The sequence below is a fragment of the Micromonospora sp. NPDC018662 genome (genome assembly GCF_044391475.1).
Classification (GTDB): Bacteria; Actinomycetota; Actinomycetes; order Mycobacteriales; family Micromonosporaceae; genus Micromonospora.
Window position 1 is genome coordinate 154,348 of the sequence record NZ_JBISAC010000003.1, and the last position, 24,907, is coordinate 179,254.

At 74.2% G+C, this 24,907-nt stretch carries 4 protein-coding genes; all 4 read left to right on the top strand.

Annotated elements, in window-relative coordinates:
* Positions 1-125 precede the first annotated feature (125 nt).
* Genes ACH495_RS10475 through ACH495_RS10490 form a run of 4 tightly spaced genes read left to right on the top strand, consistent with a single transcriptional unit; the run spans position 126 to position 24,862 of the window.
* The gene (locus ACH495_RS10475) at positions 126-7,943 is read left to right on the top strand and encodes an amino acid adenylation domain-containing protein (RefSeq protein ID WP_396857439.1); all 7,818 of its coding nucleotides are present in this window, start codon (positions 126-128) and stop codon (positions 7,941-7,943) included.
* Positions 7,943-22,621, top strand: coding sequence for an amino acid adenylation domain-containing protein (locus ACH495_RS10480; RefSeq protein WP_396857440.1), 14,679 nt, complete (start codon positions 7,943-7,945; stop codon positions 22,619-22,621). Before ACH495_RS10475 ends, ACH495_RS10480 begins: the two co-directional genes overlap by 1 nt.
* Positions 22,622-22,648: 27 nt before the next feature.
* On the top strand, positions 22,649-24,040 hold the full coding sequence (locus ACH495_RS10485) for an enoyl-CoA hydratase/isomerase family protein (RefSeq protein WP_396857441.1): 1,392 nt from the start codon (positions 22,649-22,651) through the stop codon (positions 24,038-24,040).
* A 36-nt stretch (positions 24,041-24,076) separates the two neighbouring features.
* On the top strand, positions 24,077-24,862 hold the full coding sequence (locus ACH495_RS10490) for a thioesterase II family protein (RefSeq protein ID WP_396857442.1): 786 nt from the start codon (positions 24,077-24,079) through the stop codon (positions 24,860-24,862).
* The last annotated feature ends 45 nt before the right edge of the window (positions 24,863-24,907 follow it).

The following is a 24,907-nucleotide window of genomic DNA, read 5'->3' on the forward strand; positions in this document are numbered from 1 at the left end:
ATCAGCGACCCGTCAAGCCGTCGGGACAGGCTGCTGTCGGGATCCGGTCAGCCCTGGCCCGGACCACGGCGGGACCGCCGCCGGCGGCACCACACGATCCGATGGCTCGGACACGAGGAGAGGCAATGCCTGTCGCTGAGGACGCGTCGCTGGCACTCACCGAGGCCCAGCTCGGTATCTGGTTCGCGCAGGCCAGGGATCCCCGGAACCCGGCGTACAGCAGCGCGGAGTACCTGGACCTGCACGGCCCGCTCGACGCCGACCGCTTCGAGGCGGCGTTGCGCGCCGCCGTGTCGGCCACCGAGGCGCTGCGAGTACGGATCCATGTCCGCGACGACGGGACGGTACGCCAGGACGTCGTGGCCGCCGGGGCGTGCGACTGGCCGATGCACCGCGTCGACGTCAGCGCCGAACCCGATCCGGAGGGCGCCAGCGAGGCGTGGATGGCCCGGCAACTGGCCACCGCCCTGCCGGTGACGACCGACCGGCCGCTCTTCACCCAGGCGCTGATCACCCTCGGCCCTGACCGGCACCGATGGTTCCACCACGTCCACCACCTGCTCCTGGACGGCTACGGGGTACGCCTGTTCGCCCAGCGCGTGGCCACGGCGTACGACGGTGCGGCCCTCCCGTCCGGCGACGGTGAGCTGGCGGCCGTGGTCGCTGCCGAACATGCCTATCGGGAGTCACCCCGCTACGCCGCGGACCGCGCCCACTGGCTGAACGTCGACGTCGACGCCCTGCCCCCCGGTGGCGTGGCCGGCCGGTCCGCCGCGACCCCGGTCGCCGGGCCGGCCGCCCTGCGCGGCACCGCGGTCCTCCCGCACCCGGTCCGGGCGGGCCTGGACGCGTTGGCCCGCTCGGCCGCCACCGGCTGGCAACTGGTCGCGTTGACGGCGGTCGGGCTCTACCTCGGCCGCCTCGGCGGCACCCGGGACGCGGTGCTCGGGCTCACCGTGACCGGTCGCCGGGACCGGGTCACCCGCGACACCCCCTCGATGCTGGCCAACGTGCTGCCGGTGCGGGTGCCGGCACCCGCCGGGGCCTCGCTGCGCGACCTCGTCGTCGAGACCCGCCGCGCCACCGCCACGGTGCTGCGCCACCAGGCGTACCCGTATCCCCTCCTGCGGCGGGAGCTCGGGCTGCTGGCCGACGACCGGCGCCTCTTCGACACGGTCGCCAACATCATGACCGCCGCCGGGACGCCCACCTTCGCCGGCCTCCGGACCGAGATCCGCCCCCTGTCCACCGGGCCGGTGGAGGGCCTGAAGTTCTCGATCTACGAGCAGCCCGGCGACGGTGGCCTCCGCATCGAGCTGGAGGCCGCACCGGCGCTGTTCGGCCGGGACGAGGTCGACGCGCACCTCACCCGGTTCACCGCACTGGTGACGCGGCTCGCCGGCGCGGACGCCGAGCTGCCGGCCGGCCGCCTCGACCTGCTCGGCCCCGGCGATCAGGAGCCACCACCCGCGGGCGCGGACGAGCCGGCCGGCGCCGTGACGACGGGGCTGGCCGCGCTCTTCGCGGCCCAGGTGGCCCGGACCCCGCACGCGGTCGCGGTCGTGTGCGAGGGCCACAGCCTCACCTACGCGCAGCTCGACGCCCGCGCCAACCAACTCGCGAACCTGCTGGTCGCGCGCGGCGTCCGGCCCGAGCAGACCGTCGCCGTCGCGCTCGCGCGCTCGGTGGACCTGCTGGTCGCGCTGCTCGCCGTGACCAAGTCCGGAGCCGCGTACCTGCCGCTCGACCTGGACTATCCGGTCGAGCGCATCGCCTACATGCTCTCGGACGCCGGCCCGGTCGTCGTCGTCGCCGCCACCCGGCACGCGGTGGCGACCCCGGAGGGCGTGCACCTGGTCGCCCTCGACGAGGAACCGGCCGCCGCCCACCCGTCCACCGACCCGGCGGTCGCGGTCCACCCCGGCCAACCCGCCTACGTGATCTACACCTCGGGCTCGACCGGCCGTCCCAAGGGCGTGGTGGTGCCGCACGGCAACGTGGTACGGCTGTTCGCCGCCACCCGCCGCTGGTTCGGGTTCTGCGCCGAGGACGTCTGGACCCTGTTCCACTCCTACGCCTTCGACTTCTCGGTCTGGGAGATCTGGGGCGCCCTGCTGCACGGCGGCAAACTGGTCGTCGTCCCGTACCCGGTCAGCCGTTCCTCGCTGGCCTTCCTGGACCTGCTGGTGGCGCATCGGGTGACCGTGCTCAACCAGACGCCGTCGGCCTTCTACGAACTGGTCCGGGCCGACCGGGAGCGTGGGCTGCCCCCCGACGCCCTCGCCCTGCGGCACGTGATCCTCGGGGGAGAGGCGCTCGACCCGACCCGGCTGGGCGACTGGTTCACCAGGCACCCCGACGACCGTCCGGTGCTGTCGAACATGTATGGGATCACCGAGACCACCGTCCACGTGACCCACGTGTCGCTGACCGCCGCCGACGCGGCCGACGGCGGCCGGTCCGTCATCGGCGCCCCGATGGCCGACCTGCGCTGTTACGTCCTCGACGGGGCGCTCCGGCCGATGCCACCGGGCCACACGGGCGAGCTGTACGTGGCCGGCGCCGGACTGGCCCGCGGCTACCTGGCGCGGGCGGCGCTCACCGCCGGGCGCTTCGTGGCCGATCCGTTCGGGCCGCCCGGCACCCGGATGTACCGCACCGGGGACCTGGTGCGCCGGCTGCCCGACCATCGGATGGCCTACGTCGGTCGGGCCGACCAGCAGGTGAAGCTGCGCGGCTTCCGGATCGAGCTCGGCGAGATCGAGGCGGTGCTGCTCGGCCATCCGGACGTCGCCCGGGCCGCCGTCGCCGTCCACGAGCACCGTCCCGGGGACAAGCGACTGACGGCGTACGTGGTCCCCGCCGCCGGCAGCGGCACCGGCCCCCAGCAGTGGCGCGAGCACCTGGCCCGTGAACTCCCCGCCCACCTCGTTCCCCACGCCGTCAGCACGCTCGACACGCTGCCGACGACCGCGAACGGGAAGCTGGACCGGTCGGCGCTGCCGGCGCCGGCCGTCGTCGCCCCGGAGGCGACCGGCTCGCGGCCCGAGGAGCCGTTCGAGGCGTCGCTGTGTCGACTCTTCGCCCGGATCCTCAGCCTGCCGGCGGCCGGGCCGGAAGCCGACTTCTTCGCCCTCGGCGGTCACTCGCTGCTGGTCATCCGCCTGCTCATCGCCATTCGTGCCGAGCTGGGGGTGGAGCTGACCGTCCAGGACCTCTTCGAACACCCGACCCCGCGGGCCCTGGCCGGGCTGGCCCGCCGGTCCGAGGGTGCCCGTCCCGCCCTGCCGCCCCGGCCGCACGGCGCCGAACCGGTCATGTCCCCGGCCCAGCACCGCATGTGGTTGCTCCGGGAGGTCGAGGGCCGCGCCCCCACGTACAACATGCCCGTCGCACTGCGGATCACCGGTGACCTGGACCCGGCGGCGTTGCGCGCGGCGATCCGGGACGTCCTGGCCCGGCACGAGATCCTGCGTACCGTCTACCGGCACGGCGCGGACGGGCCGCGGCCCGAACTGCTCACCCCCGACCGGGCGTTGCCGCCGGTGACCGCGACCGACACCACGGAGCAGGCCCTGCCCGCCGCGCTCACCGCCGCCGCCCGGGAGCCTTTCGACCTCGACGCCGGGGCACCGGTGCGGGTGCACCTGTTCACCCTGGACAGTGGCGACCACGTTCTGCTCCTGCTGCTGCACCACATCGCCGGCGACGGCTGGTCGCTGCGTCCGCTCCTGCACGACCTGTCCACCGCCTACGCGGCGCGCCGCGCCGGCCGGCCGCCACGACTGGCGCCCCTGCCCGTGCAGTACTCGGACTTCGCGGTCTGGCAGCGCGACCTGCTCGGCGCGGAGACCGACCCGGCGAGTCTGACCAGCCGCCAGCTCGACTACTGGAGTCGAAGCCTGGCGGATCTGCCCGACCAGCTGGACCTCCCCTTCGACCGGCCGCGACCGCCGATCGCCCGGCACCGCGGCGGGTCGGTCCCGGTGCGGATCGAGCCGGCACTGCACACCAGCCTGGACGCGATGGCCCGGTCCCGGGGCGCCACCGTGCACATGGTGCTGCAGGCCGCACTCGCCACCCTGCTCACCCGGCTCGGTGCCGGTACGGACATCCCGATCGGTTCCCCGACCGCGGGCCGGTCCGATCCGGCCCTCGACGACCTGGTCGGGTTCTTCGTCAACCCGGTGGTGGTGCGCGTCGACACCTCGGGCAACCCGCCCTTCGCCGAGTTGCTCGCCCGGATGCGGCCGGCCGCCCTGGGCGCCTACTCGAATTCCGACGTCCCGTTCGACCGGGTGGTGGAGCGGCTCCGGCCGGCCCGGTCGGCGGCACGGCACCCGCTGTTCCAGGTGGTGCTGTCCTACCAGGACTTCACCGCCGAGACGCGGCTGGCGGACCTCGACGTGCGGCGGGAGCCGCTCAGCCTCGGGGTGGCGAAGTTCGACCTGACGTTCAACCTGGTCGACCACCGGGACACCCTCGGCCGGCTGGACGGCATCGACGGCGACCTCGAATTCGACGTCGACCTGTTCGAGCCCGGCACCGCGCAGTCCCTGGTCGACCGACTGCTCGCGCTGCTGCGTGCCGCGGTGGCCGCGCCCGAGCTTCCGATCGGGCGGATCGACCTGGTCACGGACGCGGAACGGCGCAAGCTGCTCGGGGAGTGGAACGACACCGCCCACCCTGTCCCGGAGGCCGGCCTCGACGAGCTCTTCGCCGCCCAGGTGCGCCGGACGCCGACCGCGACGGCGGTGGTCGCGGGCGACGTCGCACTCAGCTACGCCGAGCTGGACGCCCGCGTCGACGCCATGGCCGCCCGGCTGGGCGAGCGCGGGGTCGGTCCCGAGTCCGCGGTCGCCGTGCTCCAGCAACGTGCCGTGGACCTGGTGGTGTCGTTGCTCGCGGTGGTGCGGGCGGGCGGCTACTACGTGCCGCTCAACACCCGGTATCCGACCGCGCGGATGGGTCTGATCGTCCGGGACGTCGGCGCGCAGGTGCTGCTCACCGACCGGGCGCTGGACGAACGGTACCGATCCCGGGAGTGGGCGGGAACCGCCCAGGTCCTCGTGGTGGACGAACCGGTGGACGCGTCGCCAGCGCCGGTTCCCGCCGTCCCCTGCCATCCCGACCAGCTCGCGTACGTGATGTACACCTCCGGCTCGACGGGCCTGCCCAAGGGCGTCGCCATCACCCAGCGGGACGTGGTGGGGCTGGCGACCGACCGCTGCTGGCGGACCGGCAACCAGGAGCGGGTGCTGCTGCACTCCCCGTACTCCTTCGACACCTCGCAGTACGAGCTCTGGGTTCCCCTGCTCTCCGGCGGCACGGTCGTCGTCGCCCCGCCCGGCGACCTGGACACCGCCGCCCTGCGGCAGGTCGTCGAGGCGGGCCGGATCACCGGGCTCTGGCTCACCTCCGGGCTGTTCAACCTGCTCGCCGAGGAGAGCCCGGAGTGCTTCCGGGAGGTACGGGAGGTGTGGACCGGCGGCGACGTCGTCTCGCCGGCCGCCGTCGCCCGGGTCCTGGCGGCGTCGCCGCGGACCCTGGTCGTCGACGGCTACGGCCCGACGGAGGCCACGACCTTCGCCACCCACCACTTCATGCGCGCCCCGTGGACGCCGCCGAGCACGGTCCCGATCGGCAGTCCGCTCGACAACGTCACCTGCCACGTCCTTGACGCCACGCTCCGGCTGGTGCCACCGGGTGTCGTCGGGGAGCTCTACCTCGGTGGCGCCGGGCTGGCCCGGGGCTACCTCAGCCGTCCCGGCGCCACCGCGGAGCGGTTCGTCGCCGACCCGTTCGGGCCGCCCGGGGCACGGGTGTACCGCACCGGCGACCTGGTCCGCCGCCGTACCGACGGGATCCTGGAGTTCCTCGGACGGGTCGACCACCAGGTCAAGGTCCGTGGCTTCCGGATCGAACTCGGCGAGATCGAGTCGGTGCTCGACCGGCACCCCTCGGTCGCCCAGTGCGCCGTGCTGGTCCGCGAGGACCGCCCGGGGGAGAAGCGCGTCGTCGCCTACGTGGTGGCGGCGACGGACCACCCGGCCGAGGCCGAGGAGCTGCGGCGACACGCGTCGGCCACGCTCCCCGACTACATGGTCCCGGCCGCCGTCGTGGTCGTGGAACGACTGCCGCTGACCACGAACGGCAAGCTCGACCGCAGGGCCCTGCCGGTGCCCGACTTCGCCCCGACCGCCGCCCACCGTGCCCCGCGCTCGGCCGCCGAGACCTCGCTGGCCGACCTGTTCGGGCAGGTGTTGGGGCAGGACCGCATCGGCATCGACGACAGCTTCTTCGACCTGGGCGGCGACAGCATCATGGCGATCCAGCTCGTCGCCCGCGCCCGCGCCGCCCGGCTGGAGATCTCGGCCGCCCAGGTCTTCGAGCACAAGACGGTGGCCGCGCTCGCCGTGACCGCCCGGCGGCTGGCCGACGACGGCCCCACCCGTCCCCGGGAGGAGGCCACCGGCGAGGTGCCGGTCACCCCGGTCATGTGCTGGCTGCGCGAGCGTGGTGGTCCGATCGAGAGGTTCAGCCAGGCACTGCTGGTGCGCGTCCCGGCGGGGCTGGGTGAGCAGCGACTGGCCACCGCGCTGCGGGCGCTGGTGGCGCACCACGACGTGCTGCGCGCCGTCTTCAGCCGGGCCGACGACGGGTCGTGGCGGATGCACATCCCCGCGCCCGAGGCGGCCGACGTGACCGGTTGGTTGCGCCGGGTCGACGTGGCCGGGCTGGCCGACGGGGAACTGCGGGCGTCGGTCGCCGCCGAGGCGGTGGCCGCCCGTGCCCGGCTGGACCCCTGGTCGGGAGCGCTCGGTCAGGTCGTCTGGTTCGACGCGGGGCCGGACCGCCCGGGTCGGCTCCTGCTCACCCTCCACCATCTGGTGGTGGATGCGGTCTCCTGGCGCATTCTCCTGCCCGACCTGCGGGACGCCTGGCTGAACGGCGCCGACGACGTCCGGCTCGCGCCCGCCACCACACCGTTCCGCACCTGGGCGCGTCAGCTCGTCGCCGAGGCCGAGCGGCCCGAACGCGCCGCCGAACTGCAACGGTGGACCGACATGCTGACCCCGCCCTCGGCGCCGGTGACCCGCCGGCCGTTGGATCCGGGGCGGGACACCGCGGCCACCGCGGGCCGGCTCACCCTGACCCTGCCCCCGGACGTCACCGAGCCCCTGCTGACGCGGGTGACCGCGGCGTTCGCGGCCCGGGTCGACGACGTCCTGCTGACGGCGTTCACGCTGGCGGTGGCCGACTGGCGTCGGCGGCACGGGCTCGGTGACTCGGCGGCCGTCCTGCTGGAGTTGGAGAGCCACGGCCGCGACACCGGTCCCGGCGGCGTCGACCTCTCCCGCACCGTCGGCTGGTTCACCAGCATCTACCCGGCGCGGCTCGACCTCGGTCCGGTGGACCGTCGGGACGCGCTGGCGGGCGGTGCCGCCGTCGAGCAGGCCGTCAAGCGGATCAAGGAGCAGCTCCGGGCGATACCCGGCGGCGGCCGGGGCTACGGGCTGCTGCGCCACCTCGACCCGGTCGCGGGAGCCCGGCTCGCCGCCCTACCGGCGCCCGAGATCGGCTTCAACTACCTGGGACGGTTCCGGCAGGACGAGGGCGCCGCCGGGGAATGGGCGGCCGCCCCGGACGCCGACTCCCTGGGCGACGGTGTCGACCCCGGTCTGCCCCTGACCCACGTCATCGAACTGAACGCGTTGACCGTCGACGCCACCGACGGTCCCCGACTGCAGGCCGTCTGGAGTTGGCCGCGACGCCTGCTCGACGACGACGCCGTGCACGACCTGGGGCAGACGTGGTTCCGGGCGCTACGGGCGTTGGCCGAGCGGCCCGACGTCGGCGGCCACACCCCGTCCGACCTGCCGCTGGTCTCCATGAGCCAGGCGCAACTCGACCGACTCGAAGCCATGTGGAGGGTGTCCTGATGAGAAGCACCGGTTTGGCGGACGTCCTGCCACTGGCGCCGTTGCAGGAGGGGCTGCTCTTCCAGGTCACCTACCAGAAGGACGGGGTGGATCCGTACACCATCCAGATGGTCCTCGACCTTCGTGGCCCGCTCGACGTGGCCGATCTGCGGGCGGCCGTACGCGCGCTCCTGCGCCGACACCCCAACCTGCGGGTCGGCTTCTGGCAGCAGGACCTCGACCAACCGGTGCAGTTCGTGCCGAAGGAGGTCGAGCTGCCGTACCGGGAGGTGGACCTCACCGGGCTGCCGCCCACCGACCGTGCCGAGCGGCTGCGTCGGTTCGTCGCGGAGGACCGCGCCCTGCGGTTCGATCCCGGCGTCCCGCCGCTTCTGCGCATGGCGCTGGTCACCCTCGACGTCGAGCACCACACGCTCCTGCTGACCACCCATCACCTGTTGCTCGACGGCTGGTCGATGCCGTTGCTGATCGGTGAGCTGTTCACCCTCTACGGGCAGCGCGGCGACGACGCCGGGCTGCCGGTCGCCCCGCCCTACCGCAGCTACCTGGCGTGGCTGGCCGGCCGCGACCAGGCAGCCGCCCGCAGCGCGTGGTCCGACTACCTGAGCGGCCTGGACGGGGCGAGTCTGGTCGCTCCGGTACGCCGGGGCGGCGAGGACCCTGGCCGGCTCCCCGCCCAGCGCTGGTACGAGCTGGCGGAGGACCTTTCGACGGCGGTGACCGCTGCGGCCCGCGCCCGTGGCCTCACCCTGAACACGGTCGTGCAGGGCGCCTGGGCGGTGCTGCTCGGCCACGCTCTGGGCCGCGACGACGTGGTGTTCGGCGCGACCGCGGCGAACCGGCCGCCGGAGATCCCCGGCATCGAGTCCAGCATCGGCATGTTCATCAACACGCTGCCGGTCCGTGTCCGGTTGCGCCCGGCGGAGCCACTGGCCGACCTGCTGGACCGGATCCAGCGGCAGCAGTCCGGCCTGATCGAGCACCGGCACCTGTCGTTGGCCGAGGTCCAGCGCATCGCCGGCCACGGGGAGCTCTTCGACACCACGGTGGTCTTCGAGAACTATCCGCTCGACCCCGCCGTGCTGGCGGCCGAGGCCCGCGGGCTGCGACTGGAGCGGTTGGACGTCGGCGACGCCATGCACTATCCGCTGGGCCTGCTGGCCATTCCCGGGCGGCGGATCCAGTTCCGGCTCGACCATCGCGCCGACGTGATCACCCACGACGACGCCGCCGCCCTCCTCGACCGGCTGCGAGGTGTGCTGGCCGCCTTCGCCGAGGACCCCGACCGTCCGGTGGCCCGCATCCCGGTCACGCTGCCGGAGCAACGGCACCGGGTCCTGGTCGAGTGGAGCGGCACGGACCGGAAGCTGCCCGACCGGACGCTCCCGGAGCTGTTCGAGGCGCAGGTCGCTCGCACGCCTGACGCGAGCGCGCTCGTCCTCGGGCCGGACCGCCTCACCTACGCCGAGCTGAACGCCCGCGCGAACCGGCTGGCCCGGCTGCTCGTCGCGCGCGGTGCCGGGCCCGAGCAGGTCGTGGCGCTGCGGCTGCCCCGCTCGCTCGACCTGTACGCCGCCGTGCTCGCGGTGCTGAAGTCCGGAGCCGCCTACCTCCCGCTCGACCCGGACTACCCGGTCGAGCGGATCACCCACATGCTCGACGACGCCGCGCCCATCCTCGTGCTGACCGAGCGGGAGTTGGCCGAGGACGTGTCGGGCCACTCCGACCGCAACGTCACCGACGATGAGCGGTGTGCGCCGCTCACCTCGCGGCACCCCGCCTACGTCATCTACACCTCGGGCTCCACCGGCCGGCCGAAGGGCATCGCCATGCCGGGGGCGGCGCTGGTCAACCTGCTGACCTGGCACCAGCGTGAGATCCCCGGGGGACCGGGCACCACGGTGGCCCAGTTCGCCGCGCTCAGCTTCGACGTGGCGACCCAGGAGATCCTGTCCGCGTTCCTGCACGGACGGACCCTGGCGGTGCCCACCGACGAGGTGCGGCGCAGCGCCGCCGACCTGGCCGCCTGGCTGGCCGAGCACCGGGTCAACGAGCTGTACGCGCCGAACCTGGTCATCGAGGCGTTGGTGGAGGCCGCCGTCGAGCAGGGAATGGCCTTGCCCGACCTGCGTCACCTCGTGCAGGCCGGTGAGGCGCTGGCGCTGGGCCGGCGGGTACGCGACTTCTGCGCGGCCGTTCCCGGCCGCCGGCTGCACAACCACTACGGCCCGGCCGAGACCCACGTGGTGACCGGGACGGTGCTGCCCGCCGATCCGGCCGACTGGCCGGCGTCCGCGCCGATCGGCCGGCCGGTCGACAACGTTCGCGCCTACGTGCTGGACGGCTTCCTACGGCCGGCCGCGCCCGGCGTGACCGGGGAGCTGTACCTGGCCGGCGCGGGACTCGCCCGGGGCTACCCGCGCCGCCCCACGCTGACCGCCGAGCGGTTCGTCGCCGACCCGCACGGCGGTCCCGGCGCGCGCATGTACCGCACCGGTGACCTCGCCCGGTGGACCGCCGACGGGGAACTCGAGTTCGCCGGCCGGGCCGACCGCCAGGTCAAGATTCGCGGCATCCGGGTCGAACCGGCGGAGATCGAACAGGCCATCGCGGACCGACCGGAGGTCGCACAGGTCGCGGTGGTCCCCCGCGAGGAACGGCCGGGCGCCCCGCGCCTGGTCGCCTACCTGGTGCCGGACGCCGGCCGCACGGTGGACACCGAGGCGGTGCGCGCCGGGCTGGCCCGTACGCTCCCCGCGCACCTGGTGCCGTCGGCCCTCGTGGTCCTGGACACGCTGCCGCTCACGCCCAACGGCAAGCTGGACCACGCCGCGTTGCCCGACCCGGTCGCCGCCGCCGGCCCGTCCGGCACCCCCCGGTCACCGCAGGAGGAGATCCTCTGTGCCCTCTTCGCGGAGGTGCTCGGCGTCGCCCGGGTCGGCGTCCACGACAGCTTCTTCGACCTCGGCGGCCACTCCCTGCTCGCCACTCGGCTGATCAGTCGGATCCGTACCGTGCTCGGCGTCGAGGTGGCCATCCGCGACCTGTTCGAGTCGCCGACGGTCGCCGGCCTGGCCCGGCTGCCCCTGCGTACCGAGGGGGCCCGGCCCGCGCTCGGCCCGCAGCCACGCCCCGAACGGGTCCCCCTCTCCTTCGCCCAGCGTCGACTGTGGTTCCTGAACCGTCTCGCCGGGCCGAACCACGTCTACAACATTCCGACCGCCATCCGCCTGGTCGGTGAGCTGGACGTGCCGGCGTTGCGGGCCGCCGTCGCCGACCTGGTGCGGCGGCACGAGGTGCTGCGTACGGTCTATCCGGTCCTGGACGGCGAGGCCTGTCAGCACGTCGTCGCCCCCGAGGCGGCGGCGTGCGTGTTCTCGGTGGTGTCCGCGTCGGCGGCCCGGATCACCGAGGAGTTGACCGACGCCGCCCGCTACGAGTTCGACGTCACCCGTGACCTTCCGCTGCGCACCACGCTGTTCCGGCTCGGGCCGGACACCCACGTGCTGCTCCTGCTGCTGCACCACATCGCCGGTGACGGCTGGTCGCTCGCGCCCCTGACCCGTGACCTGGCCACGGCCTACGCGGCGCGGCGGGCGGGGCGTCGCCCCGACTGGGCTCCGCTGCCGGTCCAGTACGCCGACTACACGCTCTGGCAGCGCGATCTGCTCGGCGACGAGGCGGACCCGGACAGCCGCTACGGCCGGCAGTTGGCCTACTGGACGCGGGCCCTCGCCGACAGCCCGGAGCGGCTCGCACTGCCGGTCGACCACGCCCGCCCGCCGGTGGCCCGGCACCAGGGTGGGACCGTTGCGTTCCAGCTCGACCCGGAGCTGGTCGAACGTCTGGCGGCGGTGGCCAGGGCCGGCGACAGCAGCCTGTTCATGGTGTTGCACGCCGCCTTCGCGGTGCTGCTGACCCGGATGGGCGCGGGCACCGACCTCCCCATCGGCAGTCCGATCGCGGGCCGCACCGACGAAGCCCTCGACGACGCCGTCGGGTTCTTCGTCAACACCCTGGTGCTGCGGGTGGACACCGCCGGCGACCCGACCTTCCGGGAACTCCTCGCGCGCGTGCGCGCCGTCGACCTGGCCGCCTACGCGCACCAGGAGATGCCGTTCGAGAAGCTGGTCGAGACGGTGAACCCGCAGCGGTCGCTGGCCCGTAACCCGCTGTTCCAGGTCCTGCTGGCGTTCCAGAGCATGCCCGAGGCGCAACCCACGCTCGCCGGTGTGGCGGCGTCGGTCGAGCCGGTGGCGGTCGGGTTCGCCAAGTTCGACCTGGCGCTGGCCGTCGCGCAACACGACGACGCCGACGGGGTCCGCCGGATCCACGGGGACTGGGAGTTCAACAGCGACCTGTTCGAGCGGGAGACGATCGAGGCGCTCGGCGCGCGGCTGACCCGGGTGCTGGAGACGGTGACCGCCGACCCCGACCGGCGGATCAGCGAGGTACCCGTCCTCACCGGGGCCGAGCACGACCGCTTGGTGCGGCAGCGGAACGACACCCGTCGGCAGGTGCCGGACGGAACCTGGCCCGACGTGTTCGAGCAGCAGGTCAGGGCGACGCCGGACGCCACCGCCCTGGTGTACGAGGGTGAGGAGACGAGCTACGCGACGTTGAACGCCCGGGCCAACCGGCTGGCCCGGGTGCTGATCCGGCGGGGCGTCGGCCCGGAGCAGGTGGTCGCGCTCTTCCTGCCCCGGGGCCCGGACCTGGTCGTCGCGGTGCTGGCCGTGCTCAAGGCCGGCGGCGCCTACCTGCCGGTCGACCCGGCCTATCCGGCCGAACGGATCGCCTACCTGATCGAGGACGCGCACCCCGCCGTGGTGGTATCCGTCGGCCCGCTGGCCCACCTGCTCCCGCCGTCGCCGGGCCGCCTGCTGGTCGACCGGGAGCCGGGCGACGGTCTCCGGGACACGGACGTGACCGACGCCGAGCGGGTGGCCGCGTTGCATCCGCTGCACCTGGCCTACGTCATCTACACCTCGGGTTCGACCGGCCGGCCCAAGGGCGTGCCGGTGTCGCACCGCAACGTGGTCGCCAACCTCACGCCGTTGACCGGTGAGTTCGGCCTGCGGCCGGGCCGGCGGGTGCTCCAGTTCGCCTCGATCAGCTTCGACGCCGCGCTCTGGGAGCTCACGCTGGCCCTGCTCTCCGGGGCGGCCCTGGTGGTCGCGCCGGCCGAGCGGCTCCAGCCGGGCCCCGCGCTCGCCGATCTGCTGTCCCGCGCCGGGGTCACCTTCGTCACCCTGCCGCCGGCCGTGCTCCCGGTCCTGCCCGACGACGCCCTGCCCGCCGGGCTGGACCTGGTCGTCGCCGGTGAGGCCACCCCACCCGACCAGGTCGAACGCTGGTCCCGAGGTAGACGCATGATCAATGCGTACGGTCCCACCGAGGCGACGGTCTGCGCCACGATGAGCGCGCCGCTGTCGGGTGCGGTCGTCCCGCCGATCGGACGTCCGATCCCCAACGCCCGGGTCTACGTCCTCGACGCCACGCTCACCCCGACACCGCCCGGAGTGGTCGGTGAGCTCTACCTCGCCGGCGATGGTGTCGCCCGCGGCTACCGAGACCGTCCGGCCCTCACCGGCGAGCGGTTCGTCGCGGATCCGTACGGTGCGGCCGGCACCCGGATGTACCGCACCGGTGACCTGGCCCGGTGGCGGACCGACGGTCAGTTGGAGTTCGTCGGCCGGTCCGACCACCAGGTCAAGGTGCGTGGCTACCGGGTCGAGCCCGGCGAGGTGGAGGCCGCGCTCGCCACCCACCCGTCGGTCGGCCGGGTCGCCGTCGTCGCCGACAGCCGGGACGGGGACCGGCGGCTGGTCGCCTACGTGGTCCCGGCCCGCGCCGACGGGGACCGGGACGCGGGGCGGGAGCAGGACCAACTGCACCGGTGGCGGGAAACCTACGACCGGCACTACGAGACCGTCTCCGGCGGGTTCGGCACCGACTTCACCGGCTGGAACAGCAGCTACACGGGCGCTGCCGTGCCGGTCGGGGAGATGGAGGAGTGGCGGCGGGCGACCGTGGAGCGGATCCGGGCGCTGCGCCCGCGACGGGTGCTGGAGATCGGGTGCGGCACCGGCCTGATCATGGCAGCGCTCGTTGACGACTGCGCAGCCTACTGGGGTACGGACATCTCGCCGGCGGTGATCGACCGGTTGCGGGGCCAACTGGCGGAGCGGCCCGAGCTGGCGGACCGGATCGAGTTGCGGGCGCAGGCCGCGGACGTGGTGGACGGTCTGCCCACCGGCTACTTCGACACCGTCGTGCTGAACTCGGTGGCCCAGTACTTCCCGAGCGCCGACTACGTCGCCGAGGTGCTGGGGAAGGCGGTGGACCTGCTCGCGCCGGGCGGCGTCGTGTTCGTGGGCGACGTCCGCGACCACCGGTTGCTGCGGACCTTCCGTACGGCTGTCGAACTGCGCCGCGGTGACGGCTTCGCGAACGCGGCGACGGTGCGCCGGGCGGTCGAGCAGAGCCTCGCCACCGAGCGGGAGCTTCTGCTGGAGCCGGACTTCTTCGCCGCCTTCGCCGCCCGGATGCCGGCCGTCGCCGGGGTCGACGTCGAGGCTCGCCGGGGCCGACACCACAACGAGATGAGCCGCTACCGGTACGACGTGGTCCTGCGTACCGGCCCCGCCGGGGGGCATCCCCGGGAGCCCGCCGAGGAGGCGCTGCGGTTCAGCGGCGGCGCCACCGGCCTGGCGGCACTCGCCGACCTGCTGACCCGGCGTCGGCCGGCACGCCTACGCGTGGTCGGTGTGCCCAACGCGCGCGTCGCCGCCGAGGTGGCGGCGCGGCAGGCGCTGGAGCGCGGTGACGTCGGCGCGGCCGTGGCACACCTGGAGGCTCCACCCCCCGAGCCGGCCGTCGACCCGGAGGAGTTCTGGGCACTCGGCGCCCGCCTCGGCTACCGGACGGCCGTGACCTGGTCGGGCGAACGGGAGGACGGCGGGCTGGAGGTGGTGTTCGCCCTCGGCGGGTCCGGGCCGGTGACCGGCGCGTACCGCCCGACGGGGGACCTGGGCGGGCCGTTGGGCCGGTTCGCCAACGACCCCGTCCGTGCCCACGACACGTCCGGGCTGCCGGCGACGCTGCGGGCGTACACCGGACGCCTGCTCCCGTCCTACCTGGTGCCGGCCGCCGTGGTGGTGCTCGACGAGCTGCCGGTGACCACGAACGGCAAACTCGACCGCGCCGCGTTGCCCGCCCCCGACTGGGACGCCCGGGCCGCCTCGCAGGGGCCGCGCAACCAGCGCGAGGAGATCCTCGGCTCGCTGTTCGAAGAGGTCCTCGGCCTGCCGAGGGTGGGCGTGGACCGCAGCTTCTTCGATCTCGGCGGTCACTCCCTGCTCGCCACCCGTCTGCTCAGCCGGATCCGCACCGTGCTCGGTGTCGAGCTGACCGTGCGCGACCTGTTCGAGGCGCCGTCCGTCGCCGAACTCGCGGCGACCCTCGACGGTGCCCAGGGCGCCCGCCCGGCGCTCACGCCGCGGCCCCGGCCCGCCCGCACACCGCTGTCCTTCGGGCAGTACCGGCTGTGGTTCCTGCACCGCATGGAGGGCCCCCGCCCGACCTACCACATCCCGCTCAGGCTCCGGCTGGCCGGCGACCTGGACCGGGCCGCGCTGCAAGCCGCGCTCCGGGACGTCACCGCGCGGCACGAGACGCTACGCACCCGGTTCCCGGAGATCGACGGCGTGCCCCACCAGGACATCGTCGCCGCGGAGCTGGCCCGGCCGGTCCTGGACCTGGTGGAGACGACCGCCGCCGAGGTGGACGAGCAGGTCGCCGTCGCCGCCCGGCACGGCTTCGACCTGGCCACGGATCTTCCGCTGCGCGCCACCCTCTTCACCGTGGCGCCGCGGGAGCACGTGCTGCTGCTGCTCCTGCACCACATCGCCGGGGACGGCTGGTCCTGGCAGCCGTTGGCCCGCGACCTGTCCACCGCCTACGCCGCCCGCCGCGCGGGTCGCGCCCCCGACTGGCGGCCGCTGCCCGTGCAGTACGCGGACTACGCCATCTGGCAGCGCGATCTGCTCGGTGCCGAGGACGACCCGGACAGCCGGTTCAGCCACCAGATCAGGCACTGGACCGCAGCCCTGGACGGCATTCCCGAGGTGCTGTCGCTGCCGGTGGACCGGCCGCGCCCCGCCGTCGTCAGCCACCGCGGTGACGCCGTGCCGTGCCGGCTCGACACCGATCTGCACCGGAAGGTCGTGGGCCTGGCGACGCAGACCCGGGCCAGCGTCTTCATGGTGTTGCAGGCCGCCTTCGCCGTGCTGCTCACCAAGCACGGGGCGGGCACGGACATCCCCATCGGCAGCCCGATCGCCGGGCGGGCCGACGACGCCCTCGACGACCTGGTCGGGTTCTTCGTCAACACGCTGGTCCTGCGCACCGACACCTCGGGCGACCCGACCTTCCGGGCGCTGGTCGAGCGGGTGCGCGAATCCGACCTGGCCGCGTACGCCCACCAGGATCTGCCGTTCGAGAAGCTCGTCGAACGGCTCGCTCCGGAACGGTCCCTGGCCCGTCATCCGCTCTTCCAGGTCATGCTGGCCTTCCTCAGTGACGGCCAGAGCCACCTGGACCTGCCCGGCCTGCGCGCCACCTCGACCCCGGTCGCGGTCGGCATCGCCAAGTTCGACCTGCACCTGAGCATGGTGGAGCGCCGAGACGCCGACGGTGCGCCGGCCGGCGTCGACGGTGCACTGGAGTTCAGCGCCGACCTGTTCGACCGGACGACCGCCGACGCCCTGGCGTCCCGGTTCGTCCGCCTGCTGGAGGCCGTCACCGCCGACGCCGACGTTCCGCTCGGCGCGATCGACGTCCTCGACCCGGCCGAACGACGCCGACTCCTGCTCGACTGGAACACCACCGGGCGGCCACCGGGCGGGGACGAGCGGGTGCACCGTCTGTTCGAGCGACAGGCCGCCCGCACGCCGGACGCGGTGGCGCTGGTGCACGAGGCGGCGGAGCTGACCTACGCCGACCTCAACGCCCGCGCGAACCGGCTGGCCCGGCGTCTTGTCGGCCACGGCGCGGGACCGGAACGGATCGTGGCGCTGGCCCTGCCGCGCTGCGTCGAGCTGATCGTGGCGCTGCTCGCCATCCTCAAGACGGGTGCCGCCTACCTGCCGGTCGACCCCGAGTATCCGGCCGAGCGGATCGGCGGGATGCTCGATGACGCCGAGCCGGTCTGCGTGGTCACCGTGCCGGGGACGTGCGCGGGCATCCCCGCCCGGCTCGACCGGGTCCGGCCGGAAGCCGACGGGGACGTCGCCGGCACCGACCTCGACGACGCGGAGCGCCGCATCCCGCCGGCCGCGGGCAACCCCGCGTACGTCATCTACACCTCCGGTTCGACCGGTCGGCCCAAGGCGGTCGTGATGCCCGGGGCGGGCCTTGCCAACCTGCTGGCCTGGCACGCCCGGCGATTCCCCGGCGGGCCGGGCGTGCGGACCGCGCAGTTCACCGCGATCGGTTTCGACTTCTCGGTGCAGGAGATCCTCGCGCCGCTGGTCACCGGCCGGACCCTGGTGGTGCCGACCGACGGCGTACGCAGCGACCCCGATGCCCTGGTCGGCTGGCTGGAGCGGCACCGGGTCAACGAGTTCTTCGCGCCCAACCTCGTCATCGAGGCCGTCGCCGAGGCGGCCGAACGGCGGGGCACCACGCTGCCCGAACTCACCGACGTGTTCCAGGGCGGCGAGGCGCTCGTGCCGAGCGAGCGGATGCGGGCCTTCCACGACCGGGCGCCCGGGCGGCGGCTGCACAACGTCTACGGTCCCGCCGAGACCCACGCGGTCACCACGCACACCCTGCCCGTCGCCTCGGCCACCTGGCCCACGTCTGCGCCGATCGGCCGCCCGGTCGACCGGGACCGGGTCTACCTGCTGGACGGGAGCCTGCGCCCGGTGGTACCGGGCATGGTGGGCGAGCTGTACCTGGCCGGCGCCGGAGTCGCCCGGGGCTACCTCAACCGGCCGGCGCTGACCGGGGAACGCTTCGTCGCCGACCCCTTCGCGGCGCTCTTCGACGATCCCGGGAGCCGGATGTACCGCACCGGCGACCTGGCGCGGTGGACCGCGGCCGGTGAGCTGGAGTTCGTCGGCCGGGCTGACCACCAGCTCAAGATCCGGGGCTTCCGGATCGAGGCGGGCGAGATCGAGGCCGCCCTCACCGGGTGTCCGGGTGTGGTCGCCGCAGCCGTCGTGGCCCGCGAGGACCGCCCGGGGGACCGGCGGCTGGTCGCCTATCTGGTGCCGGCCAAGGACGCCACGCCCGACCCGCGGCAACTGCGCGAGGAGCTGACCCGCACGCTGCCCGGGTTCATGGTCCCGTCGGCATTCGTCAGTCTCGACGCGCTGCCGTTGACCCGCAACGGCAAGCTCGACCGGGCGGCCCTGCCCGCGCCGGTGGTCTCCGACGCGGCCCGCCCGCCCGGCTCGCCCGAGGAGGAACTGCTCGTCGCGCTCTTCGCGGAGGTCCTCGGCCTTCCGCGGGTCGGCGTCGAGGACAACTTCTTCAGCCTGGGCGGCCACTCGCTGCTGGCCACCCGCCTGGTCAGCCGGATCCGTACCGTGCTGAACGCGGAACTGGCGATCCGCGACCTGTTCGAAGCGCCCTCCGTGGCGCAGCTCGCCGTGGTGCTCCAGCGGTCGGTGCGGGGCCGGCGGCCGGCGCTGCGGCCGGTCCACCGCCCGGAGCGGGTGCCGCTGTCGTTCGCGCAGAGGCGGTTGTGGTTCCTGGGCCGCCTCGGCGGCCCCGACCCCAGCTACCACCTGCCGGTGGCCCTGCGGCTCACCGGGGCGCTCGACCGGCGGGCACTGCGCCTCGCGCTCGGCGACGTGACCGACCGGCACGAGAGCCTGCGGACCGTCTTCCGGGACGTCGACGGCGTCCCGTACCAGCACGTCCTGCGTCCCGAGGAGGCCAGGCCGGCGCTGCCGGTGCACCGGACGACGTCGGCCGCGCTGCCCGACGCGCTCGCCGCGGCGGCGCGGGAGCCCTTCGACCTGACCACCGACCCGATGTTGCGCGCCACCCTCTTCGAGGTCGGCCCGGACGAGCACGTGCTCCTGCTGCTGCTGCACCACATCGCCGCCGACGGGTGGTCGCTGGCGCCGCTGACCCGCGATCTGGGCGCCGCCTACACGGCCCGCGTCGGGGGAGGGACCGCCCGCTGGTCCGCGCTGCCGGTGCAGTACGCGGACTACACGATCTGGCAGCGCGCGCTGCTCGGCACCGACGACGCGCCGACCGACCTCATGCGCGAGCAGGACGACTTCTGGCACCGGACCCTGGCCGGAGCGCCCGAGGAGCTCGACCTGCCGACCGACCGTCCCCGGCCGGCAGTGGCCGGGCGGCGGGGCGACGCGATCCTGCGTCGGCTCCCCGCCGACCTGCACCGGGACGTGTCGGCGCTGGCACGGGAGGGTGGCGCGAGCCTGTTCATGGTGGTGCAGGCCGCGCTGGCCGCGTTGCTCACCCGGGTGGGGGTCGGCACCGACATCCCCATCGGCACCCCGGTGGCCGGCCGCACCGACGACGCCCTCGACGACCTCGTGGGCCTGTTCATCAACACGCTGGTGCTGCGCACCGACACCTCCGGGGACCCGACCTTCCGCGAGCTGGTGGCCCGGGTGCGGGAGACCGACCTGGCCGCGTACGCCCATCAGGACGTGCCGTTCGAGAAGCTGGTGGAGGATCTCCGCCCGGAGCGGTCCCTCGCGCGTCACCCCCTGTTCCAGGTTTTCCTGGCGTTGCAGAACGCTCCGTCGGCCGACCTGCGGCTGCCCGGGGTCGAGGTCCGCCCGGAGATGGTCGGGCTCGGCGTCGCCAAGTTCGATCTCACGGTCAACGCGGTGGAGCGCCGCGACGCCGACGGCGGTCCCGCCGGCGTCGACGTGATGGTGGAGTACCGCACCGACCTGTTCGACCGCGGCACGGTCGACGCCCTGGCCGACCGCTTCGTCCGCCTGCTCGGGCACGCCGTCGCCGATCCCGACCAGCCGATCGGCCGGCTCCCGCTCCTCGACGAGGCGGAGCGCGAACGCATCCTCGTCGACTGGAACGACACCCGGTTCCAGCCGCAGCGCTCCGCCGCGTCGCTGACCGGGCGGTTCGCCGAGCAGGTCGCTCGTACCCCGGACGCGATCGCGGTCCGCGCGGGCCGGACCCGGTTGACCTACCGGGAGCTGGACGTGCGTGCCAACCGCCTGGCCCACCGGCTGATCGCGGCGGGCGTCCGCGCCGAGGACCGGGTGGCCGTCCTCCAGGAACGCTCGGTGGACCTGGTCGTGGCCACCCTGGCCGTGCTCAAGGCCGGCGGCGTCTACCTGCCCCTGCACACCGGACATCCGCCGGAGCGGATGCGGCGGGTGATGGTGGACGCCGACGCGCGGCTGCTGCTCGTCGACCCGGCCCTGCGGGACCGGTTGCCCACGCCCGGCGTGCCGACCCTGGTCGTGGACGGTGAGCCGACCCCGGTCGCCGGGTCCGACCACGACCCGGCGCTGCCGGTCACCCCGGACCGGCTCGCCTACGTGATGTTCACCTCCGGCTCGACCGGCGTGCCCAAGGGCATCGGCATCACCCACCGCGACGCCATCGACCTGGCGCTGGACCGGTGCTGGGAGGGCGGCCCGGCCGGGCGCGTCCTGATGCACTCCCCGTACGCGTTCGACATCTCCACCTACGAACTGTGGAGTCCGCTGCTGACCGGCGGCTGCATCGTCGTCGCTCCTCCCGGTGACCTGGACGCCGAGGCGCTCCGCCGGGTCGTCACCACCGAGGGGGTCACCTCGCTGCTGGCCACCGCCGGGCTGTTCGGGGTCATCGCCGACGAGGCGCCGGACGCGTTCGCCGGCATGACCCAGGTCTGGACCGGCGGCGACGTGGTGTCGCCCACCGCGGTCCGCCGGGTGCTCGAGCACTGCCCGGGCATCGTCGTGAAGGTGCTGTACGGGCCGACGGAGACCACCCTCGGCCGCACCTGGCACCGGTTCACGGAAGCGGACGAGGTGCCGGCGAGCGTCCCGATCGGCCGCCCGTTGGACAACACCCGCACCTACGTCCTGGATGAGCGGCTGCGGCCGGTGCCGCCCGGGGTGCCGGGTGAGCTGTACCTGGCGGGCGCTGGGCTGGCCCGGGGCTACTGGGAGCAGCCCGCGCTGACCGCCGAGCGGTTCGTGGCGGACCCGTTCGCCGGGCTGTTCGACCAGCCCGGGGCCCGGATGTACCGGACCGGTGACCTCACCCGGTGGAGTGCCGACGGGGTGTTGGAGTTCCTCGGCCGCACCGACGACCAGGTCAAGATCCGCGGTTTCCGGATCGAGCCGGGCGAGGTGGAGACGGCACTCGCCGCGTACCCGTCGGTCACCCGGGCCGCCGTGGTGGTGCGCACCCGCGCCTCGGGAGAGAAGGCGCTGGTCGCCTACCTGGTGCCGGCCGGCGACGCCCGCCCGGACCCGGCCGAACTCCACCGGGAACTGGCCCAGCGGTTGCCCGACTACCTGATCCCGGCGGCCTTCGTCGTGGTGGACGCGCTGCCACTGACCCCGAACGGCAAGCTCGACCGCGACGCGCTGCCCGAGCCGGGGTGGGCCGCCACCGGCGCCGGCCGGCTGCCCCGTGACCCGCGTGAGGAGGTGCTGTGCCAGCTCTTCGCCGAGGTGCTCGGCGTGGCCCGGGTCGGCATCGACGACGGCTTCTTCGACGCGGGCGGCCACTCGATGCTGGCGACCCGGCTGGTCGGCCGGATCCGGGCGGTGCTCGGTGCCGACGTCGCGGTCCGCGACCTGTTCGAGGCGCCCACGGTCGCCGCCCTGACCGCACGCCTCGACGGAGCCGGCGCCGGGCACGACCCGCTCGGCGTGGTGCTGCCGCTGCGGACCACGGGCGACCGGCCGCCGCTGTTCTGCGTGCACCCGGCCGGTGGCTTCGGCTGGATCTACACCGGGCTGTTGCGCCACCTGCACCGGGACCAGCCCGTCTACGCGCTCCAGGCGCGCGGCCTGCGCCGGGGCGAGCCGCTCGCCGCCGATGTGGACGAGATGGCGCGAGACTACGCGACCCAGATCCGCGCGGTCGCCCCCGAAGGGCCGTACCAGCTGCTCGGCTGGTCCTTCGGCGGCCTGGTCGCGCACGCCGTAGCCGCCCGGTTGCAGGCCGAGGGGGGCGACGTGCGGCTCCTCGCGGTTCTCGACGCCTATCCCGACGTGGCCGACTCCGACGACCGGGAGGTCGGCGAGCAGGAGGTGCTGGCGATCCTGCTGAACGCCGCCCACGTCGACCGCGCGGAGCTGGGCGAGGGGCCGCTGCGACGGGCCGAGGTGACGGCGCGGCTGCGGGAGTCCGGCAGCGCCGTGGCCAACCTCGACACGGACGACATCGACCGGATGATCACTGTCTTCGCCAACAACGTCCGCCTGGTGCAGGGGCTCACCCTCGGCCGGTTCCGGGGCGATCTGGAGTTCTTCGGAGCCGCCGCCGGCCACACCGACCCGCGGCTGACCCCGCAGCGCTGGCGACCGTACGTCGACGGTCGCATCGACGAGCACTGGGTGGACACCGACCACGTCGGCATGGCCCGGCCGTCAGCACTGGCGGAGGTCGCGCGACTCGTCTCCCAGGCGACCCACCACCCGGCCGGAGCTCACTGAACGCCCACGACCGATCGGATGACCGCTATGCAATCCACCGATGTCCGGAACCCCGTCGCCGCTGGTCGCGGTGCCACCTGGACCGGCGACCCGCCCGCGCTCACCGGTGACTTCGCGGTCGACCGGCGGTCGACCACCGACTGGCTGGAGGCGATGGTCCACGACGTGGACGTGCTGCCGCCGCGTGCCGAGCGTGGCGAGGACCAGCAGCGCGCCGTGGACGCCCTCCACCGGCGGGCCCGCCACGTGCGCCGCCGTTTCCTGGCCCGGCACGCCGAAGCGCTCTACGACGATCTCACCGACGGCCTGACCGGCCAGTTGCGCGTCGACCAGCTCACCTGTCTGGCCGCCGAGCGGTATCCCGCCCTGGTGCCCGACCGTCAGCGGATGGCGACCGAGGCGCGGCTGGCGCAGCGGCACAAGGAGGGCTGGGAGATCGACCAGGGGTTGTTCCTGCACGCGCTGCTCGACTCCCCCCGGTCCGGGTCGCATCTGCTGCGTTCGATGCTCCTGCCGACGTCGCGGGCGTCGGCCGCGGCACCCGAGTTCCGCCGGACCGGCCGGGCGGACCTGGCGCTGACGACGGTCACCCGGCGGGACGGCATCGCCTATCTGGAACTGTGCAACGACGCCTACCTCAACGCCGAGGACGACGCGGCGGTCGAGGCGTTGGAGACGGCGACCGACCTGGTGCTGCTCGACGACGCCAGCCACGTGGGCGTGCTGCGCGGCGCCGCCATGTCCCATCCCGCGTACCGGGGACGTCGGGTGTTCAGCGCGGGAATCAACCTGACCCACCTCTACGACGGGCGCATCTCGCTGCTCGGCTTCCTGATCCGTCGCGAGCTCGGCTACATCGCCAAGTTCGTCCGCGGCCTCTACCAGGACGACGGGACGGGTGACCGGTGGTGGCCGACGGCGGACAAGCCGTGGGTGGGCGCCGTCGACTCCTTCGCGATCGGCGGTGGCCTGCAGATCCTGCCCGTCCTCGACCGGGTGGTGGCGGCCGAGGACGCCTGGTTCAGCCTGCCGGCGATGGCGGAGGGTCTGGTGCCCGGGGTGGCGAACCTGAGGCTGGCCGGGCTCATGGGCGGCCGGCTGAGCCGACAGATGATCTTCTGGGGCCGGCGGCTGCGCGTCGGGGAACCGGAGGCGGCGCTGCTCTGCGACGAGACGGCACCCGTCGACGGGATGGACGACGCGGTGCGGCGGGCCGCCGAACACCTGGACAATCCGGCGGTCGCCGCCAACCGGCGGGTGCTGAACCTCGGGGTGGAGCCACTGGAGGTGTTCCGTCAGTACATGGCCAAGTACGCCCTGGAACAGTCGTACCGCCTCTACAGCCCGGACCTGATCGCCAACCTCGAACGGACCTGGACCGGCCGGAACCGGGAACGGCAGGACGGTCGGCGCGACTGACCCGTCCCCGTTCTCCCGACTCCGGAGGTCGCCCTCATGACCCAGCCGACGGCAGCCGGCCCGGCGGACACCCGCACCTGGTGGCGGTGTCCGGACCCGCGCCCCGCCGCCCGGGTGCGGCTGCTGTGCTTCCCGTACGGCGGCGGGCCGGCCACCGCCTACCGGGCCTGGCACACCCTTCTGCCACCGGAGGTCGAGCTGTGCACGGCGCAGTATCCGGGCCACGCCGACCGGATGACCGAACCGCTCGCCGACGACCTGGAACAGTTGGCGGTGGTCGCCGCCCGCGCCGCCCTGCCCCTGCTGGACCGGCCGTTCGCGGTCTACGGGCACAGCATGGGGGCGCTGGTGGCCTTCGAGGCCGCGCTGTGCTGGGAGCGGCTCGGGCACCGACCGCTACGGCTGACCGCCTCCGGGATGCCGGCGCCCCACCTGGTGCGGGCGACCGGGTTCCACCGCGGCGGCGACGCGGCGCTCCTGGCGGAACTGCGCAGACTCGGCGGGATCCCGCAGCCGGTCCTCGACGACGACAGCCTCCGTGCCCTGCTGCTGCGGGTGGCGCGCGCCGACTACCGCCTCGTCGAGACGTACCGGCCGCGGGCCGGGGCGTCGCTGCGCGCCCCGGTGACGGTCCACCGCGCGCGGGACGATCCGGAGCTGACGGCCGCCGAAGCCACCGGGTGGGCCCTGATCACCACCGGCCCCACGGTCCACCGCGCCTTTTCGGGCGACCACTTCCACCCGGTGTCCGATCCCGCGCCGGTGGTGGCCGAGCTCCTGTCCGCGCTCGGCACGGTCGTCAGCCCGGCGTCAGGACGCTGACAGCACCCGACCTGAGGCTGGCCGTGGGCACTGGCAGTTCCGCCG

What these genes read in the sequence shown, in the direction of transcription:
- ACH495_RS10485 (WP_396857441.1), top strand. Translation starts at nt 22,649, where the DNA reads ATGCAATCCACCGATGTCCGGAACCCCGTCGCCGCTGGTCGCGGTGCC.
- ACH495_RS10475 (WP_396857439.1), top strand. Translation starts at nt 126, where the DNA reads ATGCCTGTCGCTGAGGACGCGTCGCTGGCACTCACCGAGGCCCAGCTC.
- ACH495_RS10480 (WP_396857440.1), top strand. Translation starts at nt 7,943, where the DNA reads ATGAGAAGCACCGGTTTGGCGGACGTCCTGCCACTGGCGCCGTTGCAG.
- ACH495_RS10490 (WP_396857442.1), top strand. Translation starts at nt 24,077, where the DNA reads ATGACCCAGCCGACGGCAGCCGGCCCGGCGGACACCCGCACCTGGTGG.